The sequence below is a fragment of the Luteimonas deserti genome (assembly GCF_013425765.1).
In the GTDB taxonomy this organism is placed as follows: domain Bacteria; phylum Pseudomonadota; class Gammaproteobacteria; order Xanthomonadales; family Xanthomonadaceae; genus Luteimonas; species Luteimonas deserti.
The window spans coordinates 480574-499013 of the sequence record NZ_JACCJZ010000020.1; the positions used below are offsets into that span (position 1 = coordinate 480574).

General features: G+C 71.1%; 22 protein-coding genes, 1 tRNA gene and 1 other RNA gene. 17 read left to right on the forward strand and 7 right to left on the reverse strand.

Annotated features, from left to right (window positions below; genetic code table 11):
• Nucleotides 1-23 precede the first annotated feature (23 nt).
• The 7 genes from moaC (at nt 24) to H0E82_RS16965 (ending at nt 3355) form a co-directional block, all read left to right on the forward strand.
• Complete coding sequence (gene moaC / locus H0E82_RS14790) at nt 24-536, forward strand: cyclic pyranopterin monophosphate synthase MoaC (protein ID WP_180546205.1); 513 nt, start codon at nt 24-26, stop codon at nt 534-536.
• Entirely contained in the window at nt 533-775 is a 243-nt protein-coding gene (locus H0E82_RS14795) for a MoaD/ThiS family protein (protein ID WP_180546207.1), read from the forward strand. The genes moaC and H0E82_RS14795 overlap by 4 nt, the downstream gene beginning before the upstream one ends.
• A gap of 1 nt (nt 776) precedes the next feature.
• On the forward strand, nt 777-1238 hold the full coding sequence (locus H0E82_RS14800; protein WP_180546208.1) for a molybdenum cofactor biosynthesis protein MoaE: 462 nt from the start codon (nt 777-779) through the stop codon (nt 1236-1238).
• A complete protein-coding gene (locus tag H0E82_RS14805; RefSeq protein WP_180546209.1) occupies nt 1235-2251 on the forward strand; it encodes a YncE family protein in 1017 nt (338 codons plus the stop codon). The genes H0E82_RS14800 and H0E82_RS14805 overlap by 4 nt, the downstream gene beginning before the upstream one ends.
• A complete protein-coding gene (locus tag H0E82_RS14810; protein ID WP_180546211.1) occupies nt 2248-2811 on the forward strand; it encodes a hypothetical protein in 564 nt (187 codons plus the stop codon). Before H0E82_RS14805 ends, H0E82_RS14810 begins: the two co-directional genes overlap by 4 nt.
• Nucleotides 2812-2910: 99 nt before the next feature.
• Nucleotides 2911-3007, forward strand: an RNA gene (gene ffs / locus H0E82_RS14815) — signal recognition particle sRNA small type.
• Nucleotides 3008-3232: 225 nt separating this feature from the next.
• Nucleotides 3233-3355, forward strand: a complete 123-nt coding sequence (locus tag H0E82_RS16965; protein WP_268889947.1) for a hypothetical protein — start codon at nt 3233-3235, stop codon at nt 3353-3355.
• A gap of 106 nt (nt 3356-3461) precedes the next feature.
• Here H0E82_RS16965 and H0E82_RS14820 read toward each other — a convergent pair.
• Nucleotides 3462-3554: transfer RNA gene (locus H0E82_RS14820), tRNA-Ser, on the reverse strand.
• Nucleotides 3555-3676: 122 nt separating this feature from the next.
• On the opposite strand from H0E82_RS14820, the gene dnaX reads away from it, so the two are divergent.
• The 4 genes from dnaX (at nt 3677) to H0E82_RS14840 (ending at nt 7076) form a co-directional block, all read left to right on the forward strand.
• Entirely contained in the window at nt 3677-5491 is a 1815-nt protein-coding gene (gene dnaX, locus H0E82_RS14825) for a DNA polymerase III subunit gamma/tau (RefSeq protein WP_180546213.1), read from the forward strand.
• On the forward strand, nt 5491-5811 hold the full coding sequence (locus H0E82_RS14830; RefSeq protein WP_180546214.1) for a YbaB/EbfC family nucleoid-associated protein: 321 nt from the start codon (nt 5491-5493) through the stop codon (nt 5809-5811). Before dnaX ends, H0E82_RS14830 begins: the two co-directional genes overlap by 1 nt.
• A gap of 82 nt (nt 5812-5893) precedes the next feature.
• A complete protein-coding gene (recR, locus tag H0E82_RS14835; RefSeq protein WP_180546215.1) occupies nt 5894-6487 on the forward strand; it encodes a recombination mediator RecR in 594 nt (197 codons plus the stop codon).
• 238 nt (nt 6488-6725) lie between these two features.
• Nucleotides 6726-7076 (forward strand): histidine triad nucleotide-binding protein, encoded by a 351-nt coding sequence (locus H0E82_RS14840; RefSeq protein WP_180546216.1) that lies wholly within the window; start codon nt 6726-6728, stop codon nt 7074-7076.
• A 219-nt stretch (nt 7077-7295) separates the two neighbouring features.
• On the opposite strand, the gene H0E82_RS14845 is transcribed toward H0E82_RS14840, so the two are convergent.
• From H0E82_RS14845 to H0E82_RS14860, 4 genes are read right to left on the reverse strand one after another with little or no spacing between them, the layout of a single operon-like run.
• Nucleotides 7296-7784, reverse strand: coding sequence for a Slp family lipoprotein (locus H0E82_RS14845; RefSeq protein WP_425600355.1), 489 nt, complete (start codon nt 7782-7784; stop codon nt 7296-7298).
• Nucleotides 7784-9727 (reverse strand): transglutaminase TgpA family protein, encoded by a 1944-nt coding sequence (locus H0E82_RS14850; protein ID WP_180546220.1) that lies wholly within the window; start codon nt 9725-9727, stop codon nt 7784-7786. The genes H0E82_RS14845 and H0E82_RS14850 overlap by 1 nt, the downstream gene beginning before the upstream one ends.
• Nucleotides 9724-10680, reverse strand: a complete 957-nt coding sequence (locus H0E82_RS14855; protein ID WP_180546222.1) for a DUF58 domain-containing protein — start codon at nt 10678-10680, stop codon at nt 9724-9726. Before H0E82_RS14855 ends, H0E82_RS14850 begins: the two co-directional genes overlap by 4 nt.
• Before the next feature lie 14 nt (nt 10681-10694).
• Nucleotides 10695-11651, reverse strand: a complete 957-nt coding sequence (locus H0E82_RS14860) for an AAA family ATPase (RefSeq protein ID WP_180546224.1) — start codon at nt 11649-11651, stop codon at nt 10695-10697.
• Nucleotides 11652-11715: 64 nt separating this feature from the next.
• Between H0E82_RS14860 and H0E82_RS14865 the strand changes: the two genes are divergently transcribed.
• A complete protein-coding gene (locus tag H0E82_RS14865; protein ID WP_235974329.1) occupies nt 11716-13548 on the forward strand; it encodes an ArnT family glycosyltransferase in 1833 nt (610 codons plus the stop codon).
• A gap of 3 nt (nt 13549-13551) precedes the next feature.
• On the opposite strand, the gene H0E82_RS14870 is transcribed toward H0E82_RS14865, so the two are convergent.
• Together H0E82_RS14870 and H0E82_RS14875 are read right to left on the reverse strand one after the other, a co-directional pair.
• Nucleotides 13552-14130 (reverse strand): Maf family protein, encoded by a 579-nt coding sequence (locus H0E82_RS14870; RefSeq protein ID WP_180546227.1) that lies wholly within the window; start codon nt 14128-14130, stop codon nt 13552-13554.
• Nucleotides 14131-14132: 2 nt separating this feature from the next.
• Nucleotides 14133-14498, reverse strand: a complete 366-nt coding sequence (locus tag H0E82_RS14875) for a hypothetical protein (protein ID WP_180546229.1) — start codon at nt 14496-14498, stop codon at nt 14133-14135.
• A gap of 134 nt (nt 14499-14632) precedes the next feature.
• On the opposite strand from H0E82_RS14875, the gene H0E82_RS14880 reads away from it, so the two are divergent.
• The 5 genes from H0E82_RS14880 to fabD all read left to right on the forward strand — a co-directional run bounded on the left by H0E82_RS14880 (nt 14633) and on the right by fabD (nt 18363).
• A complete protein-coding gene (locus tag H0E82_RS14880; protein ID WP_180546230.1) occupies nt 14633-15151 on the forward strand; it encodes a YceD family protein in 519 nt (172 codons plus the stop codon).
• An 18-nt stretch (nt 15152-15169) separates the two neighbouring features.
• Complete coding sequence (gene rpmF / locus H0E82_RS14885; protein WP_180546232.1) at nt 15170-15364, forward strand: 50S ribosomal protein L32; 195 nt, start codon at nt 15170-15172, stop codon at nt 15362-15364.
• A 142-nt stretch (nt 15365-15506) separates the two neighbouring features.
• Complete coding sequence (locus H0E82_RS14890) at nt 15507-16490, forward strand: beta-ketoacyl-ACP synthase III (RefSeq protein ID WP_180546234.1); 984 nt, start codon at nt 15507-15509, stop codon at nt 16488-16490.
• 55 nt (nt 16491-16545) lie between these two features.
• On the forward strand, nt 16546-17337 hold the full coding sequence (locus H0E82_RS14895) for a BUD32 family EKC/KEOPS complex subunit (RefSeq protein WP_180546235.1): 792 nt from the start codon (nt 16546-16548) through the stop codon (nt 17335-17337).
• An 81-nt stretch (nt 17338-17418) separates the two neighbouring features.
• On the forward strand, nt 17419-18363 hold the full coding sequence (fabD, locus tag H0E82_RS14900) for an ACP S-malonyltransferase (RefSeq protein ID WP_180546236.1): 945 nt from the start codon (nt 17419-17421) through the stop codon (nt 18361-18363).
• Nucleotides 18364-18440 lie beyond the last annotated feature (77 nt).

Sequence of the window (18440 nt, forward strand, 5' to 3'; positions counted from 1 at the left end):
GTCCGTCCCGACGACCCGACCGCATGGCCCGCAGCCGTCCATCCGCCGCCGTTCTCACCCATCTCGACGCACAGGGTCAGCCGACGATGGTGGACGTATCCGCCAAGCCGGTCACCGCGCGCGCCGCCAGTGCGGAGTGCCGGGTCCGGTTTCCGGCGGCGGTCGCTGCGCAGTTGCATCGGAGCGGCCTGCGCAGCGCGAAGGGCGGCATCGTCGATACCGCGATCATCGCCGGCACGATGGCGGTCAAGCGCACCCACGAGCTCATCCCGTTCTGCCATCCGCTGCCGATCGACGGCGTGCGCATCGCCATCGCATGGCACGCGGAGCGCGAGCTGCGCATCGAGTGCACCGTCCGCACCACGCATCGCACGGGTGTGGAGATGGAAGCCCTGACCGGTGCGACCGTCGCTGCGCTCACGGTGTACGACATGTGCAAGGCCCTGTCCCATGCCATCGTATTGGGCCCGGCGCGCCTCGTCGGCAAGCGGGGCGGCAAGCGCGACGTCGGCGTCATCGGGGAGGGGGGGCAGTGAACGAGGTGCACCTGCTGTATTTCGCCAGCCTGCGGGACGCCGCGGGGGTGGACGCCGAACGGGTACGGACCGCGGCGCCGGACCTGGCCGCGCTGTATGCCGAACAACAGGCGCGTCACGGTTTCGCCTTGCCGCTCGCGCGCCTGCGCGTCGCCGTCGACGGCGCATTCGCACGCTGGGACGAGCCCGTCCGCAGCGGATGCGAGATCGCCTTCATTCCACCCGTCAGCGGAGGCTGAGATGAGTATGCGGATGCAGCACGAGCGCGGGTTCGCCCTGCTCGACACGACGCTCGATCCGATGCGCCTGCGCGAGCAGCTGCAGCACGATCGCGCAGGTGCCTTCGCGTGCTTCGAGGGCTGGGTGCGCGACCACAACGACGGCCGCGCGGTGCTCGGCCTGCGCTACGAGGCGTATCGCGGGATGGCCGAGCGCGAAGGCGCCCGGGTCGTCGAGGAGGCACGGGCACGGTTCGACATCTGCGATGCGCATTGCGTGCACCGCGTCGGCGACCTCGCGATCGGCGACATGGCGGTCTGGGTGGGCGTGTCGGCCGCACATCGCGGCGCGGCCTTCGATGCCTGCCGCTACATCATCGACACCATCAAGGACCGCGTGCCGATCTGGAAGCACGAGCGGTATGCGGACGGCGATGCCGGGTGGCTGCATCCGGCCGCGGACCCCCGGGCGGTGACCCGATGACCGGCCGGGGGTTCGCAGTCTGGCTGATCGCGTGCGCATGCATCGCGGCGCCGGCGGCGGCGCGCGAGCGCCTGCTGGTCGGCAACAAGTCGGCCGATACGGTGTGGGTGCTCGACGCGGCGAGCGGAGAACGGTTGGCGGAGATCCCGACCGGCGTGGGTCCACACGAGATCGCCACCCGGGCCGATGGGCGGATCGCCGTCGTCACCGACTACGGCCGCGAGCGGCCCGGCCACAGCCTCACCGTGATCGATCTCGAAGGCGGTGCCACCCGCTCGATCGACCTCGGTGCGCACGGACGCCCCCACGGGCTGCGGTTCCTGCCGGGCGACGAGGCCGTGCTGGTCACGACCGAGCAGTCGGGCACGCTGGTCCGCGTGGACCTGGGCCGGGGCGTGGTCGATGGTGTCGCCGCCGTGGGGGAGGGCATCGGTCACATGGTCGCGGTGGACCGGGAGGGGCGTCATGCCTACGTCAGCAAGATCCGCGCGGGCACCGTCGTCCGGGTGGATCTGGCCTCCATGCACGCGGTGGCCGAGGCGCCGGCGGGCGCCGGCGCCGAAGGCATCGAGGTGGCTCCGGACGGCCGCGTCTGGGTGACCAATCGCGCAGACGACACGGTGACCGTGCACGATCCGACCACGCTCGCCGTGGCCGCCACCCTCCCCAGTGCCGGCTTTCCGATCCGCGTGGTGTTCACCCCCGACGGCCGCCATGCGCTGGTGACGAATGCGACGGCGGCGACGCTGGCGGTATTCGATACCGCGTCGCTGCGCCAGGTGGCGTCCGTCCAGCTCGCCCCGCCCGACACCGCCGTGCAGGCGACCATGCTCGGCACCGGCCCGCTGCCGATCGGGGCGATCGTGCATCCGGGCGCCCCGCGCGCGTACGTGGCGATCAGCGGCGCGGACCGGGTCGCGGTCGTCGATACGACGCGCTGGGAAGTCACGGGCTACTGGGCGACGGGCCGCGAGCCCGACGCGCTCGGCATCGTCGGCGTCCCGGTGGAATGAACACGATGCGGGCGTCCGGGCGCGGCGTCCTGCTCACCGCCGCTGCGCTGCTCGCGGCCTGCGCGACCCCGCCGACTGTCGAGCCTCTGCCGGCGCCGCGCCACGGCGACGTCGGCGCGTCGCTTCGCGCGCCGTCGTCCGATACGCCGCGGATGGCGCTGGCCCGGCACGAACGCTTCGTCTACCCGACCCTCGAAGCCCCCGTTGCGATGCCCCCGTATCCCGCCGCGTTGCTGCCGGAGCGTCTGGCGCCGGTGGACGTGTGCGTCGATGTGGTGGTGGGCGCCGACGGCGACGTCGGTGCGGTCACCGAGCGCGAGGATGCGGACTGTGCCCGCGCGCCCGATGGCCTGCATGCGGCCTTCGTCGAACCGACGCACGACGCCATCCGCGCCTGGCGCTACATGCCGGCCCTGCGCTGCACGGCGCCGCTGGAGTATGCGGGGGACGATCCCTGCAGCGCGGACGGCGTCGTGGAGACCGCCGTACCGGTCCGCCTGTCCTACGCGATCCGCTTCAGTCAACGCGACGGGACACCGCAGGTGGAACGGGGCGACTGAGATCCACTGCGCGACGGATAGGCGCGCCGCACCGGGCCTGCTAGACTCCGCGTCCCGCAGCGCGGGGCCGGCCCGCCGGCGTACGTCTCCATGGTGGCCCCGTCGGCCCCTCGCGACGCTAGATCGAAAACCCCGCCAGGGCCGGAAGGCAGCAACGGTATCGATCGATGCGTGCGCCGAGGTCAGTCGGCGGGGCCATCGCCATGTCGGGCCTTCCGGACGGGCTATGCCGTGTGCCGGGCGCGCTGCGCGCGTGCGATGAATGGCCGCGCATGTATCCGGGCGCGCCATCGGCCTCCGCGATCTTCCGCATGAAAATGCACGCCCTCGACCCCGGGTACCGCATGGTCGTCTCGCGCGGCTCACGTGGACGCGCGCAGCGTCCTTCGCGCGGCGAATTCCCGCCGCCTAGGAGAGCCGTATGACCCAGAACACGCAGAACCCGGAGCAGGGCCAGAATGCACAGGGCGGTGGACGTCAGGACCAGCAGAACGACCGCGAGCCGGGCCGTGGCCAGGGCGGATCGATCGGCGAAGAAGAGTAAGCGCGGTCCGGGACATCGCCCGCGATCCGTGTAGCGGAACACCGGGCGCGGCGCGGCACGATGTCCCAAACGCAGAACGCCCCGATCGGGGCGTTCTGCGTGCATCTGGCGGAGAGAGGGGGATTCGAACCCCCGAAGCGCGGTTTAGACGCTTACACACTTTCCAGGCGTGCTCCTTCAACCACTCGGACACCTCTCCGGAACAACTGGCGATGTGCCGTACGAACAGCACGCGCCGCCGCGGCGGACCGCGGGCCGGCCATTCTAGCCGCCGGCGCAGCAGGTCACAAGGAAGGCGGACGGCCATGGCAGAATAGCGCGATGTCCTATCTCGTCCTCGCCCGGAAGTGGCGCCCGAAGCGGTTCGCCGAACTGGTCGGACAGGAGCACGTGGTGCGTGCGCTGACCAACGCGCTCGAGACCGGTCGCGTGCATCATGCGTTCCTGTTCACCGGCACGCGCGGCGTGGGCAAGACCACGATCGCGCGCATCTTCGCCAAGAGCCTGAACTGCGAGACCGGCACCTCGTCCGATCCCTGCGGCGCCTGCGAGACCTGCCTGGCGATCGACGCGGGCCGCTACATCGATCTGCTCGAGATCGACGCCGCGAGCAACACCGGCGTGGACGACGTACGCGAGCTGATCGACAACGCGCAGTACATGCCCTCGCGCGGCCGGGTGAAGGTGTACCTGATCGACGAAGTGCACATGCTGTCGAAGTCGGCGTTCAACGCGCTGCTCAAGACGCTCGAGGAACCGCCGGGGCACGTCAAGTTCCTGCTGGCGACGACCGATCCGCAGAAGTTGCCGGTGACCGTGCTGTCGCGCTGCCTGCAGTTCAATCTCAAGCGCCTGGACGAACCGCAGATCCAGGGCCAGATCACCCGCATCCTCGAAGCCGAGGGCATCACGGTCGAGCCCGGCGCGATCCGCCAGCTGGCGAAAGCCGCGGACGGCAGCCTGCGCGACGGGCTGTCGCTGCTCGACCAGGCCATCGCCTACACCGGCGCAGGCAGCGCGGGCGGCGCGCTGGAGGACGCGGCGGTGGCCACGATGCTCGGCAGCGTGGATCGCACACGGGTCGGCACCCTGCTGTCGGCGCTGGCCGGTGCGGATGGCGTCCGTCTGATGGGCGAAGTGGCGACCCTGGCGGAGTTCTCGCCCGACTGGTCGGGCGTGCTCGATGCGCTGGCCGATGCGCTGCATCGCATCCAGGTGCGGCAGCTGGTGCCGGATGTGGCGGTCGAGGCCGACGGCTTGGACCTCGATACGCTGGCCGCGGCCGTGCGGCCTGAGGTCGTGCAGCTGTGGTACCAGATGGCGCTCAACGGGCGTCGTGATCTCGGGCTGGCGCCGAGTCCGCGCGCGGGCTTCGAGATGACGGTCCTGCGCATGCTCGCGTTCCGCCCGGCCGATGCGGCAGGCGGTGCGTCGGCCACCGGCGCGGGAAGCGGGCAGGCACGCACGGGCGGTCCGGCCGCCGCGCGGGCCGCGCTGGGCGCGCCTGTCGGGGCAGCGGCTGCGCCGCTCGCGGACGTCGCGGCGCGTGAGATGCCTTCTCCGTTATTGGCCCCGGCACCGCGCACGCGCGCGATCGGGGCCGTCGATGCGGATGCCGGTGCGACCGGTCCTGCCGTGCCCGGGCCCGGGCACGGCATCGGGATTCCGGCCCCGCGCAGCCCACCCGAAGCGCCGCGCGCGCAGTCGACGCCCGCATCGGCATCCGCGCGCACCCTCGACGCGGACGCATGGCTGGATCTCGCGGCCGGGCTGCCCCTGCGTGGACCGGTGCGCGAACTCGCGGCGAGTGCGGCATTCGTGGGCTACGACGGCGCGGTCCTGCGCCTGGCACTGCGCGCGTCGGATGAGCATCTGCAGGCGCCGATCATGGTGCAGCAGCTGGCCGATGCGCTGGCCGCGCCGCTTGGATGCGCACCGCAGATCCGCTTCGACGCCGCTCCCCAGGCGGCAGCGCCGACACTGCACGAGCGCAATGCGCGCGCCCGCGATGCACGGCAGTCATCGGCCGAAGAGGCCTTTCTTTCCGATCCGGACGTGCAGCGGCTGATGTCGCAGCAGGGCGCGAAGCTCGTGCCGGACTCCATTCGCCCCTACGACGAACAAGGACTCAACTGATGCGTGGAAACATCGCCCAGCTGATGCAGCAGGCGCAGAAGATGCAGGAGAACATGCAGCGCGTGCAGCAGGAGATCGCCGCGCTCGAGGTCACCGGCAGTGCGGGTGGCGGCATGGTCAGCGTGACCCTCACCGGCGCCAAGGAATGCCGCAAGGTGCGGATCGATCCGAGCGTGCTGTCGGACCCGGAGATGACCGAGGACCTGGTCGCGGCCGCCTTCAACGACGCGTCGAACAAGATCGACGAGGAATCGAAGACGCGCATGGCCGGCGCCACCGCGGGGATGCCCTTGCCGCCGGGCATGAAGCTGCCGTTCTGAGCGCGCGCCAGATAGGCGGGGTTCACACGGTGCCCGTCGCCGCGTCCGGCCCGCCGCGTCGCGTCGCTAGCGTGATCTCCATATGTCGTCACTGCTCGAACAACTGATCGATGCACTGCGCGTGCTGCCCGGCGTCGGGCAGAAATCCGCACAGCGCATGGCCTATCACGTCCTCGAACGCGGCCGCGAGGGTGGCGCGCGGCTCGCGACCGCGCTGGCCGACGCGGTCGAGAAGATCGGCCATTGCGAGCGGTGCCGGGATTTCAGCGAGACGCCCGTCTGCCCGACCTGTGCGAGCGCATCGCGCGACGCCCAGACCCTGTGCGTGGTCGAATCGCCGGCCGACCGCCTGGCGATCGAACAGGCGACCGGCTACCGCGGCTTCTACTACGTGCTGCAGGGACGGCTGAGTCCGCTCGACGGTATCGGTCCGCGCGAGCTCGGTCTGGATCGACTCGGCGCGCGCCTGGCCGAGGGCGAGGTGCGCGAGCTGATCATCGCGACCAATCCGACGGTCGAAGGCGAAGCGACCGCGCATTACCTCGCGCAGATCGCCCGCCAGCACCAGGTGCGGCCGAGCCGCCCGGCACACGGCCTGCCGCTGGGCGGCGAATTGGAATATGTGGACCGGGGCACGTTGTCGCATGCCTTCGGCAGCCGCAGCGAGGTGGACTAGCCGCGCGTTGCCGCATCGTCCGCACCGGGCGTCCGGGTGCGCGCGATGTCAGACCCTGGGAGGGCTGCGGGGCATGCCTTGGGGCGTCGTGCGGGTCGGTGTCCCTACGCAGCGTGCGGAGTGGCCGGGCCGCGGCGCCTCGCGTGTGGGCGCCAGCAATCGGCGTGGCGGCGGCCCGTGCAGGCCGCGCGGGCGGGCGCTGCGTATCCTGTTTCATCCTTCCAGCCGGTGCGGCGTCATGACGACCATCTTCCACAAGATCATCCAGCGCGAGATTCCCGCCGACATCGTCTACGAGGACGCACATCTGATCGCGTTCCGCGACATCGGTCCGCAGGCGCCGGTGCATGTGCTGTTCGTGCCGAAACAGGACGTGCCGACGCTCAACGACGTGCCGGAGGACGCGCCCGAGATCGTGGGTCGGCTCGCCGTGGCAGCCGCGCGCTATGCGAAGGCGCAGGGCTTCGCGGAGGACGGCTATCGCATCGTCATGAACTGCAACGGCCACGGCGGGCAGACGGTGTACCAGCTGCATCTGCATCTGCTGGCAGGCGCCGCGCTGGGACGGTTCGGTACGCCCGACGCCTGAGGCGAACGGAGAAGGGCGTCCGGAACGCTCGCCTCTCCGCGCGGGAATGGTGGTGCGTGATCGAGCCGCGGTTCACGGCCGTGGCCGCTCCCGCGGACGCACCGGCTACGCCGGGTCGTGCCGTCTCCGGGCGAACGGCGGCGATGGCGCTCCCGGCGAGCGTGGCAGCCCGGCCAGCCTGACACGAGGCCCGAATCGCTCAGATCGTCAGCGCGACCGTCACCAGTAGCCCCACCATGGCCACGGCGCCGGACGGGTGATGACGTCGACCTGCTCGCGCAGTGGCCACAGATAGATCACGTCGGCGTCGAGCCGCGGAAACCGGTAGTCGTACTCGCCGATACGCCGCGAGTCGTAGCCGGCGATGCGGCCGGTGAACGTGACCTCGCGGTTGCGTTCGAACACCGCCGGATCGTAGAACCCGGTGCGGCAGGCGAGGAAGCGGCCATTGGTGTCGTCGGCGGCCCAGTAGGGTCGGCCGCCTGCAGTGAGGCGCGTGGCGATCATCTCGAAACAGGTGGAATCCGGACCCGGCTCGACCTGCACGATGCGACCACCCCAGCGCACGGGTGTGCCGGTGTAGTCGCCGAGCACTGCGGCATGCGGCGTCGGCGTTTCGGCGTAAGGCCCCTGCAGGGGCCGGGGCTGCGATGCGCATGCGCTCAACACCAGGGCGGTGAGGGCCGGAACCAGCAGACGGATGCGGATCATCGACGGACTTCCTCGGCGGGGCGATGGGCGCGCAGATCGCGCGTCAGGGCAGGATCGGACTGGGCCGCAGCGTAGCGCGCGGCCACGAAACGACGGGTGAGGGCCAGCAGCGTGGACGCGTCCCCGCGGGCCGTCGCGACGCGCCCGGCCCATGCGAGCGGGGGCTCGTGCGCTGCGCGCGCAAGTCCGAGGCGGGCATAGCGGCGGCCGAGGCGGTGCCAGGCGCGAAGCAGTGGATCGCGCTCGCGCTCACTGCGCGCGACCAGCCACAGCATCCAGCCCAGGGCCAGCGACGCGCAGAGGGCGAAGAGCAGCGCCAGGGTGGTCGTCTCGACATGCTCGATCCCGAGCCGGCGCAGCATCAGTTGCTGGCGACCGGCGTCGAAGCCGAGTACCAGGTCGTTCCAGCCGCGACGTGCCCAGTCGCCCAGATCGAAGATCGGCGAGAACGCGCCGCCGGCAGCGCCGGCCGCGCCGAGGCGGTCTTCCAGGGTGTCGTAGATGCGCTCCGGCGCGACCGCGGCGGTCGGATCCACGCGGACCCAGCCGCGTCCGGCCAGCCAGACCTCCACCCAGGCGTGGGCATCCATGCGCCGCACGATCCAGTAGTTGCCATAGGCATTGCGATACCCGCCGACGTAGCCGGTGACGACGCGGGCCGGAATACCGGCCTCGCGCATCAACAGGGTGAACGCGGAGCTGAAGTGTTCGCAGAACCCGGCCTGCTGCTCGAACAGGAATTCGTCGACCGCGTTGCGGCCCGGCAGCGGCGTATCCAGCGTGTAACCGAAGTCGGACCGGATCCAGGCCAGGGCCCGCTCGACCAGGGCCTCGTCGTCGGCTGTCTCGGCGCGCCAGCGCTGGGCCAGCGCGCGGGTGCGCGGGTTGAACCCGTCCGGCACGCGCAGGGCCTGGTCGCGCAGGGTCTGCGGCAGGTCGGCTTCGAAGCGCACCGGCGGCGACGACTGCAACCGCCAGCGCGTGACCCGGTCGAGGCGGCGTGGACTGGTCAGGGTATAGGTGTGCGAGGCGTCCATGCCCTCGGGCAGGGACAGCGGCATCTCCAGTGCGACCAGCAGGTTGCGTTCGGTGGGCTCGAGCGCGATGTCGTAGTCCCATACCGTGGGGCCGTGGTCCACGGTGGCGGGCGGCAGATGGCGCAGCCAGGCCGAGGCCGACCAGGTCCGGCCGTCATAGTCGGTCAGCGTGGGGCCGCGCCAGTACATCTCCCGGGTGTCGGGCTCCGCGCCGCGGAAGGTCACCCGCATCGCCGGCGAATCGTCGGCGATCAGGTCCAGCCATTCGCCCGGCGACATGGTGTCCGACAGCCCGGGCCGCGCTGTGGACAGTTCGGGGACGCCCCACAGTGGGGTGGCCAGCCGCGGGAACAGCCAGAACGCAGCGAGCGCCAGCGGCAGGCCGATCGCGATCAGGCGCAGCACGGTCCGCACCCGCCGCCGGTCTCCGCCGGCCGTGGATACGAGCCCCGATTCCTGTTCCGACAGGCGCAGCAGGGCCACGAGCACCAGCACCGCGGCCAGCAGGCCGAGCGCCAGGGAGGCAGGGCCCTGGTCGAGCAGGAACGTGGCGAACGGCGCGAACAGCGCGAAGCCGAGCAGACTGCGCCCGTCGCGCAGCGTGCGCAGCTCGGACGGCTTGATCGCCAGCATCGCCGCGAGCAGGGCGCACCCGGTGTCGCGACCGACGGAGAAGCCGGTCTGCACTAGAACCAGGCCCACCAGGGTGAGCGCCAGGACGCCGCGCAACCAGCCGGGCACCGGTCGCCGCGCCGCGGCCAACGCCACCACGGCGCCGATGCCCGCGATCGCGAACGCGCTCAGGCGCGGCAGCTGCAGCAGCAGCGGCAGCAGGCATGCGGCCGCGGCGAGCAGGACACGAGTACGGCCCGCGGCGTCGATCCGGAGCGCGCCGCCGCTCATCCGCCCGGCCCGGGCAGCAGAGCGAGTGCGCGCAGGCAGGCATGCCGATGCACGGGCCCCTGGGCCGGGCCCAGCGGCGGCTGACCGGGCAGGCGGAGGCGGTAGCGCACGAGGTCCCGCTCCGCTTCGTCGACCCAGCGCGCCAGCCGACGGATCCGGTCCTCGTAGTCCAGTCCGGCCGTGGCCTCCCAGTCGAGGCTGACTTCGGCGCCCTGCGGGCGTTCGAACTCGCGCACGATCAATGCATCGCGGCGGGCCGAGGGCTTCCACGCGATCGCCCGGCGCACATCGCCCTGACGCCAGTCGCGCAAGTGATGGAGGTCGTCGCCGGCGTTGTGCAGGCGGGCCTGGGCGCGGTCGCCCCCGTCCGTGGGCAGTGGTGGGCCCGCGACTTCCGGCGCCGGATACACCAGGACGGGCGCCTCCGGCCAGACCCACGACCACGCCCGGGCCAGGCCGAAGGGGCGCGAGGTGGAGAGCCGCAATCGCGGCAGCGCCTGCCAGCCGCGTCGCGCCGTGGCCAGGGCCAGGACGGCTTCGCCTCCGGCCGCATCGAGCGACAACGCGGCGGGCGCATCGGCGCCGTCGACCTGCAGCCCCAGGCGCGCGCGTCCCGGCGCGGCGCTGACATGCACGCGCAGCGCCATCGCCTGGCCGGCGGCGACGGGTTCACCGTGCACCGCGCGCACGTCGAGTCCGCTCAGCTGGAGCTGGGTCCAGAGCAGGCTGGCCAGCGCCGTGCCGGTGAGCAGCAGGCACAGCAGCAGCGCCGGGTTGTTGTTGTAGTTGAGTGCGCCGATCGCCATCGTCGCCAGCAGGACGGTGAGAAAGGCGCCGAAGGCGGTCGGCAGGATGTAGATGCGCCTGCGGTCGAGACGGACCGGCAGCGCCTCGGGACGACGCGGACGCGCCCAGGTTTCGAGACGGCGACGCAGGCCGGAGGATGGCGGCATCGATCCGGCGCCTCTCAGTCGACCGGGATGGCCTGCAGGATCGCCATCGCCAGCGCGTCGCCGGAGTCGGCTGCATCGGTGTCGGCGACCAGGCGGTGCGAGGCGATCAACGGAAACAGGCGCTGCACGTCGTCCGGCAAGGCATGGTCGCGGCCCTGCAGCAGCGCCAGTGCGCGGGACGCACGCAGCAGGGCCAGGCCAGCGCGCGGCGACAGGCCCACGCGGACGCCGGGCTGCTGCCGGCTGCGGGTCAGCAGCGCCTGGACGTAATCGACGAGGGCGGGGCTTGCGTGGATGCCGGCGACCGCGCGGCGCAACTGGGCCAGATCGTCGGCGCCGAGCAGCGGCAGCATGCCCGCGATCAGGCTGCGCCGGTCCTCGCCGGCGAGCAGCGCGCGCTCGGCGTCGCGGTCGGGGTAGCCGAGGTTGAGCCGCATCAGGAAGCGGTCGAGCTGTGAATCGGGCAGCGGATAGGTGCCGGACAGGTCCACCGGGTTCTGGGTCGCGATCACGAAGAACGGATCCGGCAGCGCGTGGGTCACGCCGTCGACCGTCACCTGGTGTTCGGCCATCGCCTCGAGCAGGGCACTCTGCGTGCGCGGTGGCGCGCGGTTGATCTCGTCGGCCAGCAGCACGTTGGTGAACACCGGGCCGGCGTGGAACTCGAAGCGTCGCGCGGCGCCGTCGAACACCGACACGCCGACGACGTCGGACGGCAGCAGGTCGGACGTGAACTGCACGCGCTGGAACTCGAGTCCCACGGTGGCCGCGATCGCATGCGCCAGTGTGGTCTTGCCGAGGCCCGGCAGATCCTCGATGAGGATGTGCCCATCGGCGAGCAGTGCCACGAAGCTCATCGTCACCGCGGTCTGCTTGCCGAGCACGATGCGGTTGACCTGCGCCTGCGCGGACGACAGGGCTTCACGGTGCCGGTCGGTTAGCATGACGGGCGTCGTGGACGGATCGGACATGCACTGTCTCCCTGCGGCGATACCCACGAGTGTAGCGAGGTCGGATTCAATGCGGCGATTGGAAATGCGCACGGTGTTCGTCGTGCTGTGGGTGGCGACCGTCGCGCTGAAACTGGTCATCGCCTCGCGCCTGCCGCTGTTCGTCGACGAGGCCTTCTACTGGCAGGAAGGCCAGCACCCGGCATGGGCGTATTCCGATCTCCCCGGGCTCACCGCGTGGTTGATCCGCCTGGGCACCGAGGTGTTCGGCAATACCCTGCTCGGCGTGCGGTTGCCCTTCATCGCCATTTCCGCACTCGTGCCGTGGTGGATCGTCTGGCTCACGCGCCGGGAGTTCGACGCGGCGCCCGCCTGGCTGTCCGGATGTCTGGCGCTGCTGCTGCCGTTGCTCGGCTCGCTCGGGGTCATGGCCCTGCCGGATGCGATCCTCGCCCTCGCCACCGTGCTGTGCCTCGATGCAGGCGTGCGGCTGATGCGCGGCGTCACCCATGGCAGCGCGCTGCTGCTGGCATTGGGGCTGGCGCTCGGCGCGTTGAGCCACTACCGCTTCGTGGCCGTGATCGGCGTGGGTCTGCTGGCGCTGCTGTGTCTGCCCAGGGGACGCGAGGCGCTGCGCGATCCCCGCACCTGGATCGCCATCGCCGCGGGCGCGGCCGCCTGGGCGCCGCTGCTGGCATGGAACGTCGACAACGCCGAGGCCGGCCTGCGGTTCCAGATGGTCGACCGGCATCCCTGGGCGCTGCATGCCGAAGGCTGGCGCTTCGTGGTCATCCAGGCCGCCGTGGTGACGCCGTTGCTGTTCGCCGCGCTGCTGCTCGCGGCCTGGCGCGTGCGTCGCCTGCCCGACGATGCCGCGCGGTTCCTGGCCCTCAGCGGCACGCTGCTGGTGGCCGGCTTCTTCGCGCTGGGCTTCGTCGCCGATACCGAGCGCGTCAGCTTCCACTGGCCCTTGCCCGGCTATCTGGCGCTTCTGCCGCTGGCGGGGTTCGCCCTGTCGGGCTGGCCGCGCTGGCTGCGCGCGTTGACCTGGGCATCGCTGCTGCTCGGCTTCGTCGCGGTCAACGCGTATTACGTCGCCGTGTCGTCACCGCAGGTGCGCGAGCGCGCTGCGGCCTCGAAGTGGTATCCATCCAACTTCGCCGGCTGGGACGAACTGGCGGCTGCCGTACGCGAGGAGCTGGCTGCGATGCCGGCCGACACGGTGCTGGTGGCGGACAACTTCAAGATCGGCGCAGAACTCGGCTTCGCCCTCCAGGATCCGCGCATCGTGGTGCTCGATCATCCGCTCAACCGGCATCACGGCCGCGCGCCCCAGCTCGGCCTCTGGCACCTGCAGCTCGACGGTCGCGAAGACCTGCAGGGGCGCCCGGCGCTGGTGGTGATCGGCGCGGGCGACGTCAAGTTCAGCGCCTTGCTCGACCGTTATCAGACGGTATGCGCACGCCTCGGCAGCCTGCCGGTCTCGCGGGTGGTCAACGCCGACCGCGGCGCGCAGCGGTTCGTGCTGTCGCGCATCGAGGCGGGGGCACCGGTCACCGGTTGCGTGACGCCGGCAGTGGCGCATGTCGATGTCCCCGTGCCCGGGGCCCGCGTCGCCGGGCAGTTCGACGTGCACGGGTGGGTGGTGAAGGACGTGAGCGGCGTGGCGGCGGTGACGGTCACGCTCGACGGCGAGGCGGCCGCCGAGGCGCACTACGGGGTGCCGAACAAGTGGGTCGGTTCCTTTCTGCAGGACCGCGCGCGCGATCCCGGGCTGCCCGCCGTCGGATTCCATGCCGTGGTCGATGTCGCCAGCCGCCCGCCGGGGCTCTACTGGCTGGGACTGCGGATCACCGGTCGCGATGGTTCGGTGGAAACCTGGGCCGAGCAGCCGCTGCGCATCGTGGCCCCGGACTGAGCCTCAGGGCAGCACGAAGCCTGCCTGGCGGAGCAGGCGCGCGGTCGCGATCAGCGGCAGACCGACCAGTGCGGTCGGGTCGTCGGTGTGGATGGCATCGAACAGCACGATGCCCAGGGCCTCGCACTTGAAGCTGCCGGCGCAGTCGAACGGCGTCTCGGCGTCGACGTACCGGACGATCTCGGCGGGGTCCAGCGCACGCAGTCGTACCTCGGTGAGGTCGTCGGCCTGCAGCGTGGGGTGGCCGGCGCAGGCCACGGCGATCGCGGTGTGGAAGCGCACGCGGCACCCCGACATCGCCGTGAGCTGTCCGATCGCGCCGTCGCGGTGCCCCGGTTTGCCGAGCACCCGGTCGTCGAGCGCGGCCACCTGATCGGAGCCGATGACCCAATGTCCGGGCAGACGGCGGGCCACGGCTTCGGCCTTGGCCGCGGCCAGCCGGCGCGCCAGCGCGTCGGGACGCTCCCCGTCCAGCGGCTGCTCGTCGACCTCGGGTCGTTCGCAGGTGAACGGCAGGCGCAGGCGTTCCAGCAGTTCGCGCCGGTAAGGTGACGTGGATCCGAGCACCAGGGGGGCGGGCACGGTCACAGGCCGGCCGCCGCGCGGGCCTGTTCGAGCTGCGCGAGCTGGAGATCGACCCGTGCCTGGGCTGCGGCGATCGATGCCCGCATCCCGTCCAGCGCCCGGGCGCTCGCTCCGGCGCCGTGCTCCTGCAGCCACAGACGCTGGCGCAGCATCTCCTGTAGGGCGTCCCGCACCGGATCGCCGTCGCCGCCGGCGAGGCCGTCGAACTGCGCGCGGACCACGCGCAGTCGCGCCTCGAAAGCGTCCGCGGCGTCGAGCAGACGTGCATAGGCCTCGTTACGGCGACGGATGCGATACCAGTGCCACAGGCCTACAATGACGGCCGACACGAGGCCGGCGAGCAGCAGGGTCTGGATCGACGACACGGGGCAGGTCCGTCCGGGCGGCCCGGCAGTCTGCCCGCCCCGCGCGGGCGGGGCAAACCGGCGGCCCGGGCGCGTCGGACGCGGACGCTGCCACGTTGACAGCCGGTCGCGGCATCTTTAACATTCAGCGGCTTATGTCCGCCCAAATGCCCGAGATCGTCGACGCTTGGCGCATGGTCGCGACCAGCAGCCGCCTGGAAGGGCGGTTGTCGCTGTCCTCGATGCCACGTCTGTCCGATGTCCTCGCCGATACCGATGGCGGCGATGTCGTCTGCTCGATCGAGTTCGGCCACGATGCACTGAAGACGGCGTTCGCCGAGGTGCGTATCGAGGCCGGGCTTCCGCTGGTGTGCCAGCGGTCGCTGCAGCGGTTCGTGCTTCCGGTGCAGCTGGTGCAGCGCCTGGGCCTGATCCGCGACGAGGCCGACGAGGCCGGGCTGCTCCCCGACTACGAGGCGCTGCTGGTGCCCGGGGACGGGATGCTGGCACCGGCCACGATGGTCGAGGACGAACTGATCCTTGCGGTGCCGGTGATTCCGGTGGCGCCCGGGTCCGAGTCGGTCGAACGCGACTGGCCGGTCTCGGCAGAGGAAGAATCACGCGCCAACCCGTTCGCGGCGTTGGCGGGTTTGAAGAACGATCGAAACAACTAGACCTGTTGGAGCAACCCCATGGCTGTGCAGAAATCCCGCGTCACCCCGTCCCGCCGCGGCATGCGCCGCGCCCACGACAAGCTCAGCGCCAAGCTGCTGTCGACCGATCCGACCTCGGGCGAGACGCACATCCGTCACCACGTCACGGCGGACGGTTACTACCGCGGCAAGCAGGTGATCCAGCCCAAGACCCGGATCGTCGAAGAAGACTGATCCAGCGTCCGGCTCCGCCGCGCAACGCGGTGGAGCCCCGATCAACCGGGCGGCGCGCCCGTCGCGGTGACGCCCCCATGCCGATCCGTCGGCACGGTCGTCGTCCTCCCAGCATCCGTACCCGGCGAGGGCAGCCTCCACGATGACCAGCGACCGCATCTATTCCCGCATTGCAGGCACCGGCAGCTATCTGCCCGAAAAGGTGCTGACCAACGACGACCTGTCGAAGATCGTCGACACCAATGACGAATGGATCGCGGCGCGCACCGGCATCCGCGAGCGGCACATCGCCGCCGAGGGCGAGACCACGAGCGACCTGGCGTTCCATGCCGCGACCCGCGCCATGGAAGCGGCAGGCGTCGTCGCGTCCGAGATCGATCTGATCATCGTCGGCACCACCACGCCGGACATCATCTTTCCGTCGACCGCCTGTCTGCTGCAGGCCCGTCTCGGCGCCAACGGCTGCGGCGCGTTCGACGTCAACGCCGCCTGTTCGGGCTTCCTGTTCGCGTTGTCGGTCGCCGACAAGTTCATCAAGTCGGGCGATGCGAAGACCGTGCTCGTGGTCGGCGCGGAAACCCTGACCCGCATGGTCGACTGGACCGAACGCACCACCTGCGTGCTGTTCGGCGACGGCGCCGGCGCGGTCGTGCTCAAGGCGGATGCCGAGACCGGCATCCTCAGCACCCATCTCCACGCCGACGGCGCGAAGAAGGAGCTGCTGTGGAATCCGGTGGGCGTGTCGGTCGGCTTCAAGGAAGGCGAGAAGAACGCCGGCGTGCGCATCAACATGGCCGGCAGCGACGTCTTCAAGTACGCGGTCAAGGCGCTCGATTCGGTCGTCGAGGAAACGTTGACGGCCAACGGCCTGGATCGCCACGACATCGACTGGCTGATTCCGCACCAGGCCAACCTGCGCATCATCGAAGCCACGGCCAAGCGGCTGGACATGCCGATGGACCGTGTCGTGGTGACCGTCGACAAGCACGGCAACACCTCGTCGGGTTCGGTGCCACTGGCCCTCGACGAGGCGGTGCGTTCGGGCCGCGTGCAGCGTGGCCAGCTGGTGCTGCTGGAGGCGTTCGGCGGTGGGTTCACCTGGGGCTCGGCGCTGCTGCGTTACTGAGTTCCGGCATCCGCATGCGCACTGTGCATGCGGACCCCGCGGCAGGAGAACCTCGATGGGTGTCGAATCGATCACCGTGTCCGGGCGCGAGGCGTGGCTGAAGGCCTATGTGGACGGCGACAGCCGCCGCTTCAGCCTCGGTCTGCTCGACGCGATCGCACGTGGACTCGACATCGACGCGCTGCGTCCGCCGCCGCATCCCGGCGGCAGTGCCGCGAGACGCATCGAGGCCCGGCGCATCGCCGAGCTGGCCGCGGCCGGCGTGCACGTGCCACGCGTGCTCGGCGAGGGCGAGACGACGCTGCTGCTGAGTGATCTCGGCCCGACGCTCGCCGCGCGCCTGCGTGATGCCGACGGCGACGCGGCGCATATCGACGCGCTGGTCGCGCGCGCCATCGAGGCGATCGCCGATGCGCACAGGCGCGGCACGTACTTCGGGCAGCTCGTCCCGCGCAACATCACCATCGATGATGCCGGCCGCGTCGGCTTCATCGATTTCGAGGAAGACCCGCTCGACGTCATGTCGCTGCCGCAGGCGCAGGCGCGCGACTGGCTGCTCTTCGCCTTCGGCGCAGCGAAGTACTACGACGGCCGCACCGGCGTGCTGGCGGACATGCTGGCGCCGGCCTTGCAGCGCCAACCCGAGGTGGCGGCCCATGCCGGCCGGGTGGGGCAGCTGCAGGGCTTGGCGCGTCAACTGCGCCGGCTGGGACGTTCGGCGCGACACGTGGCGCACTCGATCCTGGTGGTGCGTGCGGCGACCGTCCTGCCGGTGGCATTGATCGTCGCCGTCGTCTGGGACCTGGTCGAGGACGGCGAACTCGAGTTGCTGCAGCTGCTGTTCTGATCCGATGCAATACGCACCGGTACAGACAATGTCGTGCACACGCCCGTATCATCGCCCCCGTTTCAACGGCTGGAAGACCGCGTGACCGCATCGCACCTCGCATTCGTGTTTCCCGGGCAGGGCTCGCAGTCGACCGGCATGCTCGGCGAACTCGCGGCGCAGCATCCGGTCGTCGGCGACACCTTCGCCGAAGCCTCCGAAGCAGCGGGCGTCGACCTCTGGGCACTCACCCAGCCAGGTGCCGAGTCGGAGCTCAATCGCACCGAGTTCACCCAGCCGGCACTGCTCGCGGCCGGCGTCGCCGTGTGGCGCGCCTGGCAGCAGCAGGGCGGGGCGGTGCCGGCCGCACTCGCCGGGCACAGCCTCGGCGAATACACCGCCCTGGTGGCGGCGGGCGTGCTGCGGCTGGACGAGGCCGCGCGTCTGGTGCGTCTGCGCGGCCAGCTGATGCAGGACGCAGCGCCCGCTGGCACCGGCGCGATGGCCGCGGTCATCGGCGCCGAGGATGCGACGGTCGAAGCGGTCTGCGGAGAGGCCTCCGGCGACACGGTGGTGGTGCCGGCGAACTTCAATTCACCGGGGCAGATCGTGATCGGCGGCCACGCCGACGCGGTCGATCGCGCCGTGGCGCTGCTCGCCGACCGCGGCGTGCGCAAGGTGGTGAAGCTGGCGGTCAGCGTGCCGTCGCATACGCCGCTCATGCGCGATGCGTCCGTGCGCCTGGCCGAGGCCATGGCGCAGCTCGCCTGGTCGCAGCCGATGCTGCCGGTGATCCAGAACGTGGATGCTGCCGTGCACGCGGACACCGATGCCGTTCGTGACGCACTGGTGCGCCAGCTGTACCTCCCCGTGCAGTGGACACGCTGCGTCGAGGCACTCGTCGCCCGCGGCGTGACCCGGATCGCCGAGTGCGGGCCGGGCAAGGTGCTCACCGGCCTGGTCAAGCGCATCGACAAGTCGATCGACGGCCGCGCTCTGGGCGTGCCGGCCGACTTCGATGCGGCGCTCGCCGACGGTCCGGCGTGATGCGAGCAGCGCGCGTGCGCGCAGATGGCCGGGTAGCGCTGTGCGCCGGCCCGGAATCCGGGTCGATCCCGGCCCGA